This window comes from Planococcus alkaliphilus, assembly GCF_057031095.1.
This window is the reverse complement of sequence record NZ_CM168060.1, coordinates 562,699-579,727: the sequence shown is the minus strand read 5'-3', so window position 1 is coordinate 579,727 and position 17,029 is coordinate 562,699. Positions and strand designations below refer to the sequence as shown.

22 protein-coding genes are annotated in these 17,029 nt (G+C 44.7%); 1 reads left to right on the top strand and 21 read right to left on the bottom strand.

Translation table 11 applies throughout. From position 1 onward, the window contains the following. Positions 1 to 71: 71 nt before the first annotated feature. The 12 genes from AC2EXB_RS03090 to acpS all read right to left on the bottom strand — a co-directional run bounded on the left by AC2EXB_RS03090 (position 72) and on the right by acpS (position 7,332). On the bottom strand, positions 72 to 671 hold the full coding sequence (locus AC2EXB_RS03090) for a PP2C family serine/threonine-protein phosphatase (RefSeq protein WP_235198192.1): 600 nt from the start codon (positions 669 to 671) through the stop codon (positions 72 to 74). Beyond that, complete coding sequence (sigB, locus tag AC2EXB_RS03085) at positions 671 to 1,453, bottom strand: RNA polymerase sigma factor SigB (protein ID WP_052653111.1); 783 nt, start codon at positions 1,451 to 1,453, stop codon at positions 671 to 673. Before sigB ends, AC2EXB_RS03090 begins: the two co-directional genes overlap by 1 nt. After that, positions 1,431 to 1,901: an anti-sigma B factor RsbW gene (gene rsbW / locus AC2EXB_RS03080; RefSeq protein WP_235198191.1), complete on the bottom strand. Its 471-nt coding sequence runs from the start codon at positions 1,899 to 1,901 to the stop codon at positions 1,431 to 1,433. The genes sigB and rsbW overlap by 23 nt, the downstream gene beginning before the upstream one ends. A gap of 1 nt (position 1,902) precedes the next feature. Next, complete coding sequence (locus AC2EXB_RS03075) at positions 1,903 to 2,232, bottom strand: anti-sigma factor antagonist (protein ID WP_235198190.1); 330 nt, start codon at positions 2,230 to 2,232, stop codon at positions 1,903 to 1,905. Positions 2,233 to 2,325: 93 nt separating this feature from the next. Then, positions 2,326 to 3,327: a SpoIIE family protein phosphatase gene (locus AC2EXB_RS03070; protein WP_483603587.1), complete on the bottom strand. Its 1,002-nt coding sequence runs from the start codon at positions 3,325 to 3,327 to the stop codon at positions 2,326 to 2,328. Positions 3,328 to 3,339: 12 nt separating this feature from the next. Next, positions 3,340 to 3,741: an anti-sigma regulatory factor gene (locus AC2EXB_RS03065; protein WP_235198189.1), complete on the bottom strand. Its 402-nt coding sequence runs from the start codon at positions 3,739 to 3,741 to the stop codon at positions 3,340 to 3,342. A gap of 2 nt (positions 3,742 to 3,743) precedes the next feature. Further along, positions 3,744 to 4,106: an STAS domain-containing protein gene (locus AC2EXB_RS03060; protein ID WP_036807366.1), complete on the bottom strand. Its 363-nt coding sequence runs from the start codon at positions 4,104 to 4,106 to the stop codon at positions 3,744 to 3,746. Beyond that, complete coding sequence (locus tag AC2EXB_RS03055; RefSeq protein WP_235198188.1) at positions 4,103 to 4,933, bottom strand: RsbT co-antagonist protein RsbRA; 831 nt, start codon at positions 4,931 to 4,933, stop codon at positions 4,103 to 4,105. The genes AC2EXB_RS03060 and AC2EXB_RS03055 overlap by 4 nt, the downstream gene beginning before the upstream one ends. A gap of 193 nt (positions 4,934 to 5,126) precedes the next feature. Continuing rightward, positions 5,127 to 5,477, bottom strand: a complete 351-nt coding sequence (locus AC2EXB_RS03050) for a type II toxin-antitoxin system PemK/MazF family toxin (RefSeq protein ID WP_052653123.1) — start codon at positions 5,475 to 5,477, stop codon at positions 5,127 to 5,129. A gap of 4 nt (positions 5,478 to 5,481) precedes the next feature. Continuing rightward, complete coding sequence (locus AC2EXB_RS03045; RefSeq protein WP_110925660.1) at positions 5,482 to 5,766, bottom strand: transcriptional regulator; 285 nt, start codon at positions 5,764 to 5,766, stop codon at positions 5,482 to 5,484. A 96-nt stretch (positions 5,767 to 5,862) separates the two neighbouring features. Next, the gene (gene alr, locus AC2EXB_RS03040; protein WP_483603584.1) at positions 5,863 to 6,963 is read right to left on the bottom strand and encodes an alanine racemase; all 1,101 of its coding nucleotides are present in this window, start codon (positions 6,961 to 6,963) and stop codon (positions 5,863 to 5,865) included. Between the two features lie 18 nt (positions 6,964 to 6,981). Next, complete coding sequence (acpS, locus tag AC2EXB_RS03035; RefSeq protein ID WP_483603583.1) at positions 6,982 to 7,332, bottom strand: holo-ACP synthase; 351 nt, start codon at positions 7,330 to 7,332, stop codon at positions 6,982 to 6,984. A 66-nt stretch (positions 7,333 to 7,398) separates the two neighbouring features. On the opposite strand from acpS, the gene AC2EXB_RS03030 reads away from it, so the two are divergent. Then, positions 7,399 to 8,007, top strand: a complete 609-nt coding sequence (locus AC2EXB_RS03030; RefSeq protein ID WP_483603581.1) for a rhomboid family intramembrane serine protease — start codon at positions 7,399 to 7,401, stop codon at positions 8,005 to 8,007. A gap of 2 nt (positions 8,008 to 8,009) precedes the next feature. Here the strand turns inward: AC2EXB_RS03030 and AC2EXB_RS03025 are convergent, their stop codons facing one another. The 9 genes from AC2EXB_RS03025 to AC2EXB_RS02985 form a co-directional block, all read right to left on the bottom strand. Beyond that, positions 8,010 to 9,569: a PH domain-containing protein gene (locus AC2EXB_RS03025; protein WP_483603579.1), complete on the bottom strand. Its 1,560-nt coding sequence runs from the start codon at positions 9,567 to 9,569 to the stop codon at positions 8,010 to 8,012. Further along, complete coding sequence (locus AC2EXB_RS03020; RefSeq protein WP_235198185.1) at positions 9,562 to 10,041, bottom strand: PH domain-containing protein; 480 nt, start codon at positions 10,039 to 10,041, stop codon at positions 9,562 to 9,564. Before AC2EXB_RS03020 ends, AC2EXB_RS03025 begins: the two co-directional genes overlap by 8 nt. Positions 10,042 to 10,189: 148 nt before the next feature. After that, on the bottom strand, positions 10,190 to 11,698 hold the full coding sequence (gene cshA, locus AC2EXB_RS03015) for a degradosome RNA helicase CshA (protein WP_251477254.1): 1,509 nt from the start codon (positions 11,696 to 11,698) through the stop codon (positions 10,190 to 10,192). A gap of 334 nt (positions 11,699 to 12,032) precedes the next feature. Further along, on the bottom strand, positions 12,033 to 12,731 hold the full coding sequence (locus AC2EXB_RS03010) for an alpha/beta hydrolase (protein ID WP_235198184.1): 699 nt from the start codon (positions 12,729 to 12,731) through the stop codon (positions 12,033 to 12,035). A 74-nt stretch (positions 12,732 to 12,805) separates the two neighbouring features. Next, entirely contained in the window at positions 12,806 to 14,164 is a 1,359-nt protein-coding gene (locus AC2EXB_RS03005) for a UDP-N-acetylmuramoyl-tripeptide--D-alanyl-D-alanine ligase (RefSeq protein WP_483603576.1), read from the bottom strand. Between the two features lie 13 nt (positions 14,165 to 14,177). After that, positions 14,178 to 15,248, bottom strand: coding sequence for a D-alanine--D-alanine ligase (locus AC2EXB_RS03000; protein ID WP_483603574.1), 1,071 nt, complete (start codon positions 15,246 to 15,248; stop codon positions 14,178 to 14,180). A 116-nt stretch (positions 15,249 to 15,364) separates the two neighbouring features. After that, positions 15,365 to 15,682, bottom strand: coding sequence for a DMT family transporter (locus tag AC2EXB_RS02995; RefSeq protein ID WP_483603573.1), 318 nt, complete (start codon positions 15,680 to 15,682; stop codon positions 15,365 to 15,367). Then, entirely contained in the window at positions 15,682 to 16,029 is a 348-nt protein-coding gene (locus tag AC2EXB_RS02990; protein WP_235199250.1) for a DMT family transporter, read from the bottom strand. The genes AC2EXB_RS02995 and AC2EXB_RS02990 overlap by 1 nt, the downstream gene beginning before the upstream one ends. A gap of 78 nt (positions 16,030 to 16,107) precedes the next feature. Then, on the bottom strand, positions 16,108 to 16,878 hold the full coding sequence (locus tag AC2EXB_RS02985; RefSeq protein ID WP_483603571.1) for a hypothetical protein: 771 nt from the start codon (positions 16,876 to 16,878) through the stop codon (positions 16,108 to 16,110). Positions 16,879 to 17,029: the final 151 nt, after the last annotated feature.

Sequence of the window (17,029 nt, the reverse complement as noted above, 5' to 3'; positions counted from 1 at the left end):
ATTGTTGTTTTCATCGGTATATCGACCGCCGTTTGCTCTTCTCTATTTTAACATAGAAAAAAGAAGCCTCCTCATTTGAGTAGGCTTCCTGCTATAAATGTTGCGTCGTCTCCCGTTTCGATCGACCGCAAAATATCGTAATAAAGGCGCTCCGGAATTCCGGCTTGGCGCATCATCGCTTTCGGGTTTCTTAGCTCAACCCCATCAGAATGGATCAAGAATAAATCATCTTCTACATACGTATAAAGCTGCGTACGCAATTTTTGTGGGCGGCCGGATAAATAACCCATGACCGGCAACGGATAAATCATCTCGTTTGTGCCTTTTCGGTAAAGGTAAAAACGAATATTCCCTACACAACTGTACTCCAAAGTCTTTTTCTTGAAATCGACTTTAAAAATCGCTACGGCAGCCCCACGTTTTTGCACCATCAATTTATTGAAGCGCTGCATGAGCTCATCAATGGTTTCATGATGGTAATCTTTTAAAATCTGCGGAATGACTTGTGACGATTCGCGCGCCACAGGACCATTCCCCAATCCATCGGCTATGGAGCAAATGAAATATTCATCCGTTAAAACAGTATGGTAGCTGTCTCCGGACTCATAATTTCCTTTTTTTGCTTCATTGAAGATACAGGCCTCCACGAAACTATGCTGAATTTTCTCCACTATGAAACTCCACCAGCTGCTAAAATCGCTTCCTGCAACTTCTTAATGGCTTTTCGCTGCAATCTGGAAACGTGCATCTGCGAAATTCCTAATTTGTCTCCAGCTTCTTTTTGGCTCAGCTGCTCTATGTAGGTGTATTGGATGATTTGCTTTTCACGTTCCGAAAGCACATTCATCGCATTTGCTACAAGCATGCGCTGATCCACTTTTTCATAGCCATCATCCTCTTGTCCTACCACGTCAAATAACGTGACTGTGCTGCCGTCGGAATCGGCTTCCAGCGAATGGTCCATGGATAAGGCTTGATAGCTTTTCCCCATTTCCATCGCTTCTAGCACGTCATCTTCATCGACATCCAAGTATTCCGCAATTTCCCAGACTTGCGGGGAACGCTGGAGTTCCCGGGTCAACACTTCAACTGTCGATTTAATCCGTGGCCCTAGTTCCTTGATGCGGCGAGGCACATGGATCGCCCATGTCTTATCGCGCAGGAACCGTTTGATTTCACCGATGATAGTCGGTACGGCAAAAGCTTCAAAACTTCTGCCAAATGAAGGATCATAGCGCCGAATGGCTCCTAAAAGGCCAAGCATACCTACTTGCGCTATATCCTCATGGTAAGATTTACCATTTGAATATTTACGTGCAATTGATTCGACTAATCGTTTGTAATTCAATACAAGATTTGTTTGGGCTTCTTCATCTTCCGTCTTCTGATAAGCCTCGATCCATTCAAGCACCTGCTCTTTGGTCGGCTGATTAGGATGAGATCGTTTCGACATCCTCTTCCACCTGCTCTCCTCCAACATACTTTGTCATGAAGACTGTAACGCCTTCTTGATGATGGACTTTTACTTCATCCATTAAGGTTTCAATCAAGTACAGGCCAAGACCTCCTTCACGGAGAAACGCGCCTTCTTCTTGATCGTGATAAGGACCCACTTTCGCCTTTGTTTCTTCAAAATCGAAACTTTGCCCATGATCCGCAACCATGATTTCGATTTTATCGTTGTACAAAGCGCAGCCAATGACTACTTCGCCTTCTTCACCTTCTGTATAAGCATGTTGAACAGCATTTGTTACCGCTTCACTTGAAGCAATCTTCAAATCTTCAATATCGTCAAACGAAAAACCGATGCGGCTTGCCAAACCAGAGATTGTCAGACGTGCTACACCAACATATTGAGACTTGGCCGGCACTCTCATTTCAACATAATCGAAAGGACGCATATTAATTACCACCTTTTCCAGCTGATTCGATATCCATGATTTCGCCTAGCCCCGTAATATCGAATAGCCGTTTTAGCCGAGACGAGAGCCCTTTTAGCTTAACGTGTCCGCCTTTAGCGTTCACAGATTTATAAAATGCTACAAAAACTCCAAGCCCCGTACTATCCATATAATCAACGTCAGAAAGATCCAACACTGCTTTCAATCCATCTTGGTTTTGGAATGCTTCTAATTTCTCCCGTAATACTGGCGCTGTATGCGCATCGATTTCGCCGCGGATAAAGCCAGTCAGGTTATTATCTATTTCCTCTAAGTTAACTTGAATATTCATCTTTTTTTGACACCCCGTTTTTCTATAATTCACAGGCATTTAAAAAAGCCATCGTAAGTGTATTTACCACAATGACTCTTCATGTAAACCTGATTAGACTTTTTTGTAAATGACTAATGTGAAATCATCTCTCAGTTCCGCATTTTGCATGCGTTCGAGTTCATCGTAGACAAATTGCACGATCCGTTGGGCAGGTTCATCTTTCTTCTGGTCAATCAATGAAAAAATGACTTCCCGCTCGATAAACCCTTCATCCGTCCGGCCTTCTGTTACACCATCGGTCATCATGATTACAAGATCATTCTTTTCCAATTTGACGGTATGCTGTTCATATGAAGCTGCTGGGGAAACGCCCAGCAAGAGCCCTTTGGCATACAATTCTTCAAAGCTATTCGATTTTGCACGGTATAAGATAGCCGGCTCATGCCCAGCTGAACCATAGGTAAGCGTCGAGTCATTCGAATCGTATTTCCCGTAGAACATGGAAACGAACATAGAATCGTCAATGCTCTTTTCGACTACCCGGTTGATGACCCCGAGCACTTCTTTTGGATCTGCCGGAGAATTATTCAAGCTATCCATCCCAAATTTCACCATGGACATACAAAGTGCAGCCGGCAAACCTTTGCCGATAACATCTGCAACTGCAATCCCCGCATGGCCTTCTGAATCACTGATGAAGTATATGTAATCGCCGTTCATCTTGCGCGCTGGAATCGAAAGCAATCCGATATCAAGTCCCGCTAAAGCAGGCATCGGTGTTTTCAATAAAGTTTCCTGCACGTTAGCAGCTAAATCCATTTCCACTCCCAGTTCTTCTTGCCGCTGCAAAAGACTTTGCCTTTCTTGAAGCGCTAATCCATAGTTAATCATCATTTCAATCAGAAAATCAAAGGAATGCCATACAAACTCTGGCAACTCCCCGTATATTTCCTGCATGGCCGCTTTGTGCACACTGATTACTTCTTCTGGCGAAATGTTCTCAGAAATCAATTGACGGCTAAAATTCTGGCCAACGTAGAGATTTTGCTCCGACTGTCTTTGCATATATTGGTTTAAAATTTCTTTGTATTGATTTTCAATCTTTTGAACCATTATGCGCTCCTCCTATCGAAGCCATTTTGTCGCTCTTATATCTGTCCCTTCGCCTGGAATCGTTTCGATTCTGAACTCATCCATTAAACGTTTGACACCCGGCAGCCCGGCACCAAGCCCTCCCGACGTTGAGAAACCATCTTCCATCACTTTTCTGATATCCGGAATTCCTGGTCCTTGGTCGGCGGCGATAATTAAAATCCCTTTCAGGCCGTTCTCTGTTAATTGCTGGATTTCAATTCTTCCTTGTCCAGCATACAAGTAGATATTGCGGGCAAGTTCGCTGATGGCTGTCGTGATCCGCGCTTGATCGACAGTTCCGAAGCCAAGTTCTTTTGCCACATTGCGCCCAAGTTGTCTTGCAGCGACAATATCCCATTCCGTTAAAATTTCCACCGAAGACTGGTTGCTCATTCTTAAGCCTCCAATTCCAGTTGAAGTTTATCCAAACCATTTTCTAGATCCAGTGCTGTCATAACATCTTCTAGTCGAATTCCTAACTCGATTAAAGTGATAGCAACTGCTGGTTGGATACCGGTAATAACCACTCGCGCTCCCATTAGGCTTGACATGCTAATGACGTCCCCTAAGACTTTTGCGATAAATGAATCGATAAAATCGATGGATGTCAAATCGATGACTACTCCACGAGCGCTAGTTTCGTGCAATTTCGTCAATAAATCTTCTTGAAATTGAATGGCAGTCTGATCATCAAGCTCCCATTGGATCGAAACAATCAATGTATCTCTAAGCTTTAAAATTGGAATTCGAAAATTCATTGTTCATCAACCTCCACTATTTTACGATTTGTCCATGCCATCGCCTGCTCTACTCCGCGCTGCAAAGTGCTGGTAGTGGTGAATTCATTGAGATTAATCCCAAGCGTCACGATTGTCTGTGCGATTTCCGGACGGATTCCGACCAGCATGCACTTCGCTCCCACAAGACGGACTGCATCAGCTGCTTGAATAATATGGTGTGCGACCATCGTATCGACAACCGGCACTCCTGTAATATCCAGCAGCACAACTTCCGCCCGATGTTTGACTACACCTTCAAGCAAATTCTCCATAATCAGTTTTGCACGCTCCGTATCAATCGTTCCGACCAGAGGCATAACAGACACTTTATCAAAAACAGGTATCAATGAGGCTGATAACTCCTGCAAAGCAATTTTCTGCAGACTGACTGTCCGCTCCCACGTTTTCGAGTATGTATCGATCGTGCTATCCCGGATTGGATTGATCCAATTCGTAAATTCTTTCGAGAAAGCCCGGAAATTGTTTTCATTGATGATTCCCGCATTTTCCATGCCATCGAATACCACTTCTGAAAAATGAGTGATCGCTTTTGTTACAAATGTCATCGACCACCCTAGACGGACCACTTTCTCCGCAAAATCATTCAAGCGATTTTCATAGGCTTGATGACTTTCCAACAAATTTGAAACCATCAGATCAGCAAATTCTTTGCTGGTTTGGTTCATTAAATCCGTCGGCATCACTTGAAAAGAACGTTCGTTCTTCTCATTTTTCATAAGTTCCTGCCAACTTGAGATAATCTCGTTGAAATTATCCTGGATATATCCCGCCATTTGTCTATTCATTTTTTGAAAAACCCTCCCTATTGCTCTATATAACAGTTGTCTTTCTATTGTATTTAAAATAGCTTATCTTTTATTGTATCGGAAAATATGTTTTTTCACATCTATTTTGTCAGTCGCTTGCGGAAAAGCGGTAAAGTACATGAAAAAAAGCCCGGAGCATGGAAGCTTCGAGCTTTTTTTGGAGTATGTATGCTTAAAACTTCACAAGACCCACACTGATTTCCAAAGCTTCATCCACTTTTTCCATCAAGGTTTCATCCAGCTGTGTAATCTTATCTGTCAGCCGCGACTTATCAATCGTGCGCAATTGTTCAAGCAAGATAACAGAGTCACGTTCAAAGCCATATTTCTTAGCGTTGATTTCAACGTGAGTCGGTAATTTCGCTTTTTGAATCTGCGCAGTAATCGCCGCGATGATGACAGTGGGACTAAAGCGATTTCCTATATCATTTTGAATCACCAGCACCGGACGGGTCCCGCCTTGTTCGGACCCGACAACTGGTGATAGTTCTGCAAAAAAAACGTCACCACGTTTTACAATCAAATTGTCAACCCCCGCTTACGAGTCGCACGGTCGTGTGCTCCGCTTCGTATTCTGCATGAGAACATTCACAAGCGATTGAAAGATTGATTTGTGACATCTCCACGTAGCCTTTGATCATTGCTTCCCGAATATGATGTGAATCGTATATGTTCTTTGTTACCCGTTGGGTCGAAACATAAACATAATCACCACGTTCTTGAATTTGTTCATCTGAATGCGCAGTCAATTCTGAGATCATTTGCTTCGGCAGTTTCACAACCACTTCTTTTGTCTTTGACTTCCCGTACACAGCCGACACCTCCAAAATACCGTTCTCTCTATTCTCACCCCTTCATCTTAACATCGAAGCGCCCTATTGAAAAGGTGAAAAAAGGGCTAACATTATTTAACAATAAATTCGAGGGACTCTTTTCGTTAAAATACACGGGATTTCGTACGGGATGGTATCCAATTTCTCCGCCCATTCTTCCATGCGGATCTGCTCATTTCCCTGCTTGCCGATTAAAGTCACTTTTTCTCCGATCGGCAATTCTTCGGGCAGCTTGATCATGCATTGATCCATGCAAATCCGCCCTACAACCGGCATCCGCATCCCGCGCACAAGAACTTCCTGCCCTTGCAGCCCGCGCAGCATGCCGTCCGCATAGCCGATCGGCAAGGTGGCAATCCATTCGTCTTCTTCAGCACGGTAAGTCGCTCCATAGCTCAAAGCTTCGCCAGCTTTCACTTTTTTCACATGAACGATTTCGGTCTCCAAACTCATAGCCGGCGACAATGCGATGGACATTTCATTTTCCACATAGGCAGAAGGTGCGATGCCGTATAAAGAAATGCCGATGCGGACACCGTCATAAGCAAGATCCTGATGCATTATGGCTGCAGCGCTATTGGCTACATGGACCATCACTGCGGAATCCGCTACCGATTCAATAACTGTTTTCATTTCCTTCACTTGCTGTTGGAATAGCTCCCCACTTTCTTCGTCAGCTGTCGCAAAATGCGTGAATAAGCCGTCAAATGAAAAATGGTGCCGGCGGATAAAGTCGATTGCCTGCTTTGCATCTTCCGGAAACACTCCCACTCTTCTCATGCCGCTGTCGATTTTCAAATGAATCTTCAAAGGTGCAAGTTCAGGATGGGCAGCTTTCGACGCCATCTCAAGCCAAGCAAGCGAGATAGCCGCTAGCGTAATTTCTTCCTCCTGCGCCACCGGGATGAAAGCTTCCGGCGTAGCTCCAAGAACAAGCAATTGCGTTTTGACGCCTTGCTGCCGCAAAAATAACGCCTCATCCGGCGTAGCTACTGCAAGGAAGCGGATGCCCGAAGCGATTGCACGCCGGGAAACTTCTAAAACTCCATGTCCATAGGCATCTGCTTTCACTACAGCAATGACTTCCGCTTTTCCTGCTTGCTTCTTAAACACTTCCAGATTTTTTTCAATTGCCGTTAAATCGATTATCGCTTTTGTTGGACGGTAGTTTACCATTTGTCATCACCACTTACTTTAGGATTGCAAAAGAACTTGTGCTGCTGCATATTCTTTTGTATGTGTTATTGATACAAGCCCGATTTCTTGCTGCTGAAAGAAAACACTCGGCTTTCCTTTTTCATCTTTGCGGATTTCAATTTCCTGAAATGAACAGGCGCGGCCGATCCCAGTGCCATTCGCTTTTGCAAAGGCTTCTTTCGCAGCAAAACGCCCTGCCAGAAATTCCGTTTTCCGGGCTGCCGACAATTGTTCGTATTCGCTCATTTCCCGCTCTGTTAAGATGCGGCGGCGGAACTTGCTTGACCGTGCGTCTAACTTCCGGATGCGGTGAAGTTCCACGATATCCAGGCCGATTCCATTTATCATAGACGTTCTCCTTTCAATAGTAAACCTGAAAAAGGTATAATGGATTTATGAAATAGAGGTGACCAAATGTTTTTACGTACTGAAAGTTTTTCGCAATACTTACGTCTTTATCCTGTAGTTTCCACTTTAATTGCCTTGAACCTTATCGTCCACATCTTGACCTGGATTCCTGGCATCGGCGATCTTCTCTATTATTATGGAGTGGGTTCCAACTTCCTGATCGAAGCGGGAGAATGGTGGCGTTTCATCACACCTATGTTCTTGCACGGCGGATTGATGCACCTTCTCTTCAATATGTTCTCGCTATTCCTATTCGGGCCTGAGCTAGAGAGATTGACCGGAAAGGTCCGTTTCATCACCATTTACCTATTGGCTGGATTGGTTGGAACAGCAGCAACTTATTTCCTGCAGCCGTTGGATTATCTCCATGTAGGCGCAAGCGGTGCCATCTTCGGGATTTTCGGCGCATTTGGTGCGTTGCTTTACTACGGCCGGCGTTCGTTGCCGCAGCTGAGACAAATTATACTCCCGATTATCGTAATTAGCATTGTTATGACGTTTTTGACGCCTAACGTGAATGCTACTGCGCATATTGCAGGAATGATCACCGGCTTCTTAATCGGTATGAGCTACTTCCATCCTAAACGGATTGTCAGTTGGAAAACAAAAAAATAAGGTCAGCCGGATAATTCCGGCTGACTTTTTTCATTTTCTTCCGCCTTTTGGTTGGAAGGCTCATACCAAGCAAGGATACGGCTCGCATCTTGCCGCTCCATATGTTCCACTCGGGCAGTGGCTCCAAGCAAGCCCGACATGATTGTCGCTTGCGCTGAAGCCAAGCCTTTACGCCGTTGGAAATAGCTGCTCGAAATTTCCACTGCTTGAATTCTCTTTTTCATCATGAAGAATGTATGCTTGCTGATGCCTCTAAACTCCATCGTCAATTGCCGATCTGCCAAGGAATAGCCGACCGTCCGGTGCTGCCAGACACCTAGCGCAATAGTTAATGGCACAACGATAAGAGACAAAAGCCCATACGGATAAAAGAAATAGCTCAGCGATCCAATTACAGGAATCATCCAAATAAAGTCCAGACGATAAAAGAAATGGACGCTTCGCTTCGGGGCTTTGAGCATTTCCGGCCGCCATTCCATCTCGGGGAACAGCTCTTCTAAAATTGGAATGAGTGTCTCTTTTTTAGCTAAAGGAAATAGCCTTATTTTCTCATCCTTGTCCCCTAAAGACCCTCCCGCACTTTCAACCGTTACTGTCGCATAGCCGAACCATTCCCGCAAAGGGTTTTGGGAAATTTTAATGCCTTGTATCCGCTTAAATGGCACGGATACCTTCTTTTTCTCCAACAACCCGCGAGTCAAATAAATATGGTCATCATCTGTCTGGATCGTGAATTGATAGTTGGCCAAAATCGTCAAAATGACCGAAATGGCCCAGGCCGCCAGCAATCCCATAAAGATCGTCAACGCGACAATCAAATAACCGAAGCGAAGGAAAATCATGACTTCTTCATAGATTGCGTCGTAAGGGATCAACTCCGAAAACTGCGAAAAGAAAACAGCTACCGCTGAAAGAACAACACCAATCCCGCCGGAAGTGGTGGCCAAAACCAATAATTCTTTCATGTTCATCCGGTATTTGGTATGAAGAATCTTTTTTTCAGCCATTTCAGGTTCCGGTACAGCTATTTCACGCTCGGCACCATCTTCTAAATCTACCGTTTCTCTTTTATGGAACCCGCGTTTCGCTTCTTCCATCTTCTCTTCGATCCGATCAGCATCTTCACGTGAGATCGCCGTCAGTTCCGCTTCCGCTTCACCGGTTTTGCCGGTTCCTGCAGTTTCCACTTTCACTTTGACCAAACCGAGCGGACGGTGAAAAATGCCTTCCGTATAATTCAGGCTCTGGATTCGGTCAAATGGAATATAACGCTTTTTCTTAACGAACAATCCGTACTCGATGCGAAGTTCTCCATCTTCAAACCAATAGACGAACCGCTTCCATTTGACGATCCCGCCTACCAAGATGAATAGCAGGACCGCCCCACCAATTATCAGCGGAATCAATCCCTGCCAGCCATTTGAAAACATGCCGCTAATGCCGCCATCCCTGAATAGATTCACTCCGAAAATGACGAGAAAAGGAATCAGCAATTCTTTTAAGCCCTTCAGAAAATTGATAAGCGCTGAGATCGGATGCAATTTATAGTAGGTTTCAGACATCATCTTCCGCCACCCTTGCAAGTACAGAGATGCGGGCTCTCAAATCATCCGCTTCCTCTGTGACCAAAGCAGGAATGGTATGAGTGGTTGCCGCTGTGGAGATGGATATCTCTGCTAGATTATACTTCCTTAAAATAGGCCCTTGTTCTGTGTCGACATGCTGCACACGCACCATCGGCACTAAAGTGCGCTTGATGATAAAAAGCCCGTGCTGCAGTTCGATTTCCTGCTCCCGCACTTCGTAACGCCAGCGCTGCCAGCGGATTTTCGGAAACAAATAAATGAAGAGGAAGCCGAAAAGCACTGGAAACGCTATGTAAATCGCATAAAGCCAAGATGGCCATTCAAAAAAGTATGTAAGCACTCCCGCCCCAATCGCAAGCAAGGCAATGACTAAGGTTTCAATCATTCCGTATAAGCGCCAGACCTTTAACCCTTTTACAGAAATTTGATTTTTTGGTTGAGTATCCATTTGCTTCTCCCCGTTTCTATATAGTAACTCTTAATACGATTCAAAGTGGTAAATGTTTCATTCTATTGTAACGCAAATTGAATAAGCAAAAAAGGCGGATGCGGCAACAGTTTCCTGTTTCCGCATCCGCCTTCTATTTTAAGAAATCTTAAGATTCGTGACGACGTGTACGTCCTGGACGACCTGAACCGCTTCCGCCTTCGCGGCGACGGCTTGCGCCTGAAGATGGACGGCTTGATGATGATGGACGGCCTGAACCAGATGAACGGTTGCCTTTATAGCCACCGCCGCCTCCGCTGCGTCCGCCTTTGCCTTTGTATCCGCCGCCTCCACGTGAAGGAAGTGGGCGCTCTTCAGAAATTTGAACTGGAATATCTTCCGGCTCTTTCGTCATTGTTTTAAGTGCAGCAGCAATCAAATCAACAGCGTCGAACTTCTCAAGCATTTCCGTAGCAAATGCACGGTAATCGCCTAAGTTGTTTTTCTCTGTCATTTCGATCAATTGTTCCATTGCAACGCGTTTTTGGCCAAGTACAGCCTCGTCAGCAGTTGGAGGAACCAATGCTTCCATTTTCTTCTTCGTTGTACGTTCAACGATGCCCAAGTAGCCCATTTCACGCGGTGTTACAAACGTGACTGCGACTCCTTTTTTACCAGCACGGCCAGTACGGCCGATACGGTGGACATAGCTTTCAGGATCTTGTGGAATATCAAAGTTGTATACGTGTGATACGCCTGAGATATCAAGTCCGCGAGCTGCTACGTCAGTTGCAACTAAGATGTCGACTTTGCCTGCTTTGAATTGTTTCAATACAGACATACGTTTTGCTTGGCTAAGGTCACCATGAATTCCTTCAGCTACGTAGCCGCGGATATTCAAAGCTTTAGCCAATTCGTCAACCCGGCGTTTTGTACGGCCGAAGATGATTGCAAGTTCTGGCTGTTGAACATTCAAAAGACGTGAAAGGATGTCGAATTTCTCGCGTTCTACTGATTTCACATAGAACTGCTCGATGTTTTCAACAGTCATTTCTTTCGATTTAATCTTAACGATCTCTGGAGTCTTCATGAACTTCTCTGCAATGCGGCGGATTGCATCCGGCATAGTTGCTGAGAACAACAGGGTTTGGCGACTTTCAGGGACAGTGGCCATGATTGTTTGGATGTCTTCGATGAAGCCCATGTTCAACATTTCGTCTGCTTCGTCAAGGATCAATGTGTTTACATTGTCCAATTTAAGCGTACGGCGGTTAATGTGGTCTAATAGACGTCCTGGTGTACCAACGATAATTTGTGGGCGGTTTTTAAGTGCACGGATTTGACGGCCGATTTCTTGGCCTCCGTATACTGAAAGGATGCGCACGTTTTTGTCTTGGCCCAGTCTGTAAAGCTCTTCAGAGACCTGGATTGCCAATTCGCGGGTTGGCGCGATGATCAATCCTTGGACATTACCGTCTTTAGTGTCGATTTTTTCAATCAAAGGAATACCGAATGCAGTTGTTTTACCTGTACCCGTTTGTGCTTGTCCGATAATGTCTTTGCCTTCCATTCCAAGACGGATCGTACCTTCTTGGATTGGTGTTGCTTCTTCAAACCCCATGCGTCGTACGGACTTCAAAGTTGTTTCACTAAGATTTAATTCTGAAAATTTTACCAAATTTTTTCAATCTCCTTTTGTCTTCATCTGATTTACAAATGGTGTACATTTTAGATGAATTCGTGACAAGGTCGAGCCTTTATGAGGAACTTTCACGTCGAAAATCATACTCTGTAGTTTTAAGTCAGAGGGGATGTGTGAACAGGAAAAGCTCGGGCTTTGCCGAGCGGTCTGATCGGCGGGTGTTTGAAACCCTGTAAGTAGAACAAACCGTTTTGCTCAAAAAAATACTCTTCACAGGGAAGAGTGCTTCAAAAATGTATCCATTGCTTTCAACAGAATAACACGATTTCCTCCTACTTGCAATCAATACGCAAAGGTTCTAATAATCAGTTTACTCTTTTTGCTGCTTCATGAAATACAGCGCTTCGCTAAACCAGTCTTCGCAATCATCGCTGTAGCAAATCAAATGCTTCCCTGAATCCGAATGGATGATCTGTTTATCAAGAGAACCGATATTCTCGTAAATGAAATCTGCAGCCGCCGCCGGAACGATGCCATCTTCTTTGCCTTGGACGATGCAAACCGGGATTTTGATGGTTTTATAATACGGCTCTACCATTTTAACCACCCGCAGAAATTCAATAGCTGAACCGATGGGCGTATGCGTCAACTTGTATTCATAGAGATGAAACAATGGATTTTGGGCCAGCCGGCCGTTAATTGCATCCGCTGCCGCTTCTTTGACTTCTTTTAGCATTTGGGCAGCGCTGATGTATTTAACAGCAGCGCTCAACAGGACAAGGCGTTCTATTTTATAGCGCAGCGACAAATACATCGCAATCAAACCGCCCATGGAAAATCCGACAACGATGACGCGGTCGACTCTTTTTTTCAACTTGCGCATTGCAAGCTCAGCTTCCATCATCCAATGCTCCGCAGTCATTTTTTTCAGGTTGAGTTTTTCGCCATGCCCCGGCAATGTCGGCACTTCCACAATCCAGTCGGTATGTTCTTTTATATAATCGGCAAACGGCTGTACTTCAAAAGGACCGCCTGTAAAGCCATGGATGCATAAAACACCTGTCTTCAAACCGCTCACCACTTTCGCTTCAAGATAAACAGAAACTCTACTCAGTAGGAAAGCTTCCCGCCAAGCAGAGTCTATTATTGCCCGGTAAAAGGCTCGATGATATTTTCCAAGGCCATGCCGCGTGAGCCTTTGACCAAGATGATTGAATCCGGAGTGATTTTTTCTTTGAGCAATGACACGATAGGTGCATAATCGTCTTCGCTCCACAAGAGTTCCCCTTTAAAAGAAGGAAGCATTTTATCATAAAGCCATTTCATGCGCGGTCCGTATAAGCAAACGCCTGCAATATCTTCTGAAATGTTTTTCACTAAAGCTTCGTGATAGGATTGTTCGTTTTCACCAAGCTCCAGCATGTCGCCTAGGACTACCCACTTATCGTCTTTCATCGTGGTTTCACGGATGAAATTCAAAGCCGCATTCATCGAAGACGGCGCAGCGTTATAAGCGTCATTGATGAACGTAGCGCCTTGTTCGGTTTTAATGATTTGCATACGCATATCGGTCAGCGCTGCATCTTTCAGCGACTTACGGATATCTTCTTCCGAAAGGCCCGCTTCAAGTGCCACTAAAATCGCAGACAAGGTGTTCTTCACTTGATGCTCGCCCAGCACCGGAATGGTGAATGCTGCATCAATAATTCCACTGACGAGGAAGCTGCTGCCATTCTCGGTTGCTTTAATATCGGTTACGGTCAATTCATTATTATCGTCAAAACCGAAAGATACCGCTTGCGGGAAATTCTCCACGAATGGAAGCAACAACGGTTCATCGCCGTCATAGAAAAGCTTGCCATGGCTTTCCAGTCCTGCAGTGATCTCAAACTTCGCCTGTGCAATTCCTTCTCTTGATCCGAGATCCTGCATATGCGCTTCGCCGATATTGGTGATGATGGCATAATCCGGGCGCGCAAGTTCCGACAAGAACTCAATCTGTCCAAATCCGCTCATGCCCATTTCCAGGACAGCGAATTTCGTATCTTCGTCAAGCGACAGGATGGTAAGCGGCAAACCGATTTCATTATTGTAATTCCCCTGGGTTTTCTGGACTTTGAAATAGGGTTTCAAGACACTCGCCACTAGATCTTTTGTCGAAGTTTTCCCGTTTGAGCCAGTGATGCCGATGACCGTGACGGACAATTCGTCGCGATAAGCTCTGGCCATTTCCTGCAAGGCTACCTCACAATCGTCCACTAGCAATAGCGGAAGGTCTTCTGGCGGATTTGGTTCGTCGCGCTGCCACAAGGCTGCAGCGGCCCCCGCCTCAAATGCTTGCACCACATATTTATGTCCATTGACATTTTCACCGCGGAACGGGATAAACAGATCTCCCGGCTTAAGCGTTCTCGTATTGATCGAGGCACCTGTCACTTCGATTCCTTTAAAACTCGTCTTAACTCCAAGCCACTTGGCAATTTGTTCAATCTTTTTTTTCATTCGGCTTCTCCACTCAATCTATTTTAACTTGTAGTAATTGCTTTTCCTCATGGCGTTCGATCGCAAGTTTGACCAAGCGTTCAATCAGCTCCGGATAAGGCAATCCTGTGTTTTCCCATAGGAGCGGGAACATGCTGTAAGGCGTGAACCCTGGCAATGTGTTGACTTCATTGATCAATAGCTCATTTTCAGCGGTAACGAAGAAATCCGCACGGACAAGGCCGGAACAATCCAGAATTTTAAACGCTTTTTTAGCTGCAATCACTAATTCTTCATAGACTCCTGCATCCAGTTCAGCCGGGATGATCATAGCCGTATTGCCATCTTTGTATTTCGCCTGGTAATCATAGAAAGCTTTTAGCGGTTTGATTTCTCCAGCAACCGAACATTCAGGAACATCGTTGCCGAGTACGCCGATTTCGATTTCTCTGGCCACGACGCCTTGTTCCACGACGATTTTGCGGTCGAATTTCGACGCCTCTTCAACAGCTGCAATCAATTCCTCCGGGTTTTCTGCCCGGCTGATGCCTACGCTTGATCCGAGATTCGCCGGTTTGACAAATACCGGCCATTGCAATTCGCTTTCCACTTTGTTTGCCCAATAGCTCTGATCCGCCATCCAATCCCTGCGAATAAAATAAACATAAGGTGTTTGTTTCAACCCAGCGATTTCGAATAATTGCTTCATGACTACTTTATCCATACCCGCTGATGAAGCAAGTACTCCATTGCCGACATAAGGTAAATTCAAAACTTCAAGCAAGCCCTGTACAGTCCCGTCTTCACCGTTTGGCCCGTGAAGAAGCGGGATAATGACTTCTAGATTCTGCTCCTGTTCAGATGGAAGGAACCCTGAAATGTCATTTGGAGAAGAGGTCTCTTCACTCAATTGAAGCTGCTCGATGCTTTGGACTGGGCCTTCAAGCATCGCACCTTTTTTCCATTCGCCTTCATGTGTGATATAGATAGGAAAAACTTCGTATTTCTCAAAGTTCAATGCTTGAGTTACGGCTTGCGCAGTGGATAGCGAGACTTCATGTTCCGCTGACTTTCCTCCATATAATAAACCGATTCGTTTTTTCATTCTGAAAAACCTCCGCTAATATATAAGCCCGAACTCTCGGCTTTTTCATTTTGTTGAATTCTTTTTGCATAATGACTAGTTTATCACGAACAACGGGAGACTAAAATTTTTTTCTGTCAACCGCCGAAGATTTTCAATCCAGCTACCCCTGCAATTATACACGTCAAGAAAAACAATTTTGCTGGCTGTCTGCTTTCTTTAAAAAACAGCATGCCGACGACTACACTGCCAGCTGCACCGATTCCTGTCCAAACTGCATAGCCGGTGCCTACAGCAATTTCCGTCAAGGCCCGTGACAGCAAATAGAAACTGAGTGCTCCACTTAATATGGTTAGGACCGTATACTTCTTTACTTTAAAGCCTTCTGATAATTTCATGGTCGTCACGAAAGCCACTTCAAAACATCCGGCAATTATTAAGGTCAGCCATGCCATCAAGAATCGCCTCCTTCATTCGCCGCTTCTTTGCCGTCTACAACTTTTAATCCGATAATCCCAAAAATCAATAAGCCTAAAAACACGATTTTTTCAAAGCTGGCATTTTCGCCAAACAGTGAAATTCCGAGTATGGCAGTGCCGGCCGCTCCAATTCCTGTAAAAACGGCATAAGCGGTGCCGATTGGAATAACCGCCATTGCTTTTGCGAACAATAGAAAGCTGACCACGATAAACAACAAAGTGACAATCGATGGCCCGATATTCGTAAAGCCGTCCGCAAACTTCAAACCGATTGCCCAGACGATTTCCGTCAATCCGGCTATCGTTAAATAGATCCACGCCATGTTTTCCACACTTTCCTTCCTCATTTAACACTATTCAGCCTGAGCCTTTTCAAAAAAAATAACCCTCGTTTCCGAGCGTTATTTCCACTGCTTCGTTTTGCGGTCAAACACAATTTTCCGGCTGACGTCCTGTTTTGTGTAATGTTTGATATCCGACCAGAATTCATCCAGAAACGAAATTTCCTCAACAGACCGAATATGCAATTCAATCGTATTTTTCGTTTTCTCAGGATCCGCCAAGGAAATTAAAGCGCCTTCTCGGTACTCGCGTTTCAGCGACTCCAGAATTTCCCTCGGCAATTCCGGCACCAAGTCACGCGTCTTGCGGCGAAAGAAGTTCTGGCCCGATGTTTCTCTGCGGATCACTTGAGTAAAATAATTTCCAACTAATTCGTTCAGCCTTTCCAGATGGCGGAAGTAAATCTTCGTGGTCTGCTCTTCCTCACTGGATAGATAAACAAATTCGTTTTGCAGCGTCGAATAAAAAGGAGGACGCACGGTTTCCTTTTTATGTCCGATGTAGAGAAGCTCCGCCTGTTCTTGCGGGGTCAATGAATTTAACTGCTTCTCGCTCTTAAAATCGATCCAGCAAAACTCGCTTTTCTTATTGAGCCAGGCTTTCCGAAGCTGCGCATATTCTTCCTCTGCAACAAACTCCATATAAGTATGCATATTGAACGAAGCATCGTCATAAGCATGCTTTAATAATAAAAGATTCTTCGGCATTTTCATCGCATCGATAAAATGAGCAAAGGTGAGTCCGCTGAAAAGAGCGAATTGATCCGCGTCATTCAAATAAATATATAAGTGCTGTATATAATAATCCGCGTTTAACGGTTTTTTCACCATATTCCCCACTCCATTCTTCTCAACTATTATACGACCATTCCACTGAAATATGAAACATCCTAGCTCTATTTGCGTCATTACTTTTGGTATAGGCATATTCGAAGGGAATACGTTATAATGTAATCCGGCTTATAATAATAAAAAAGTACAG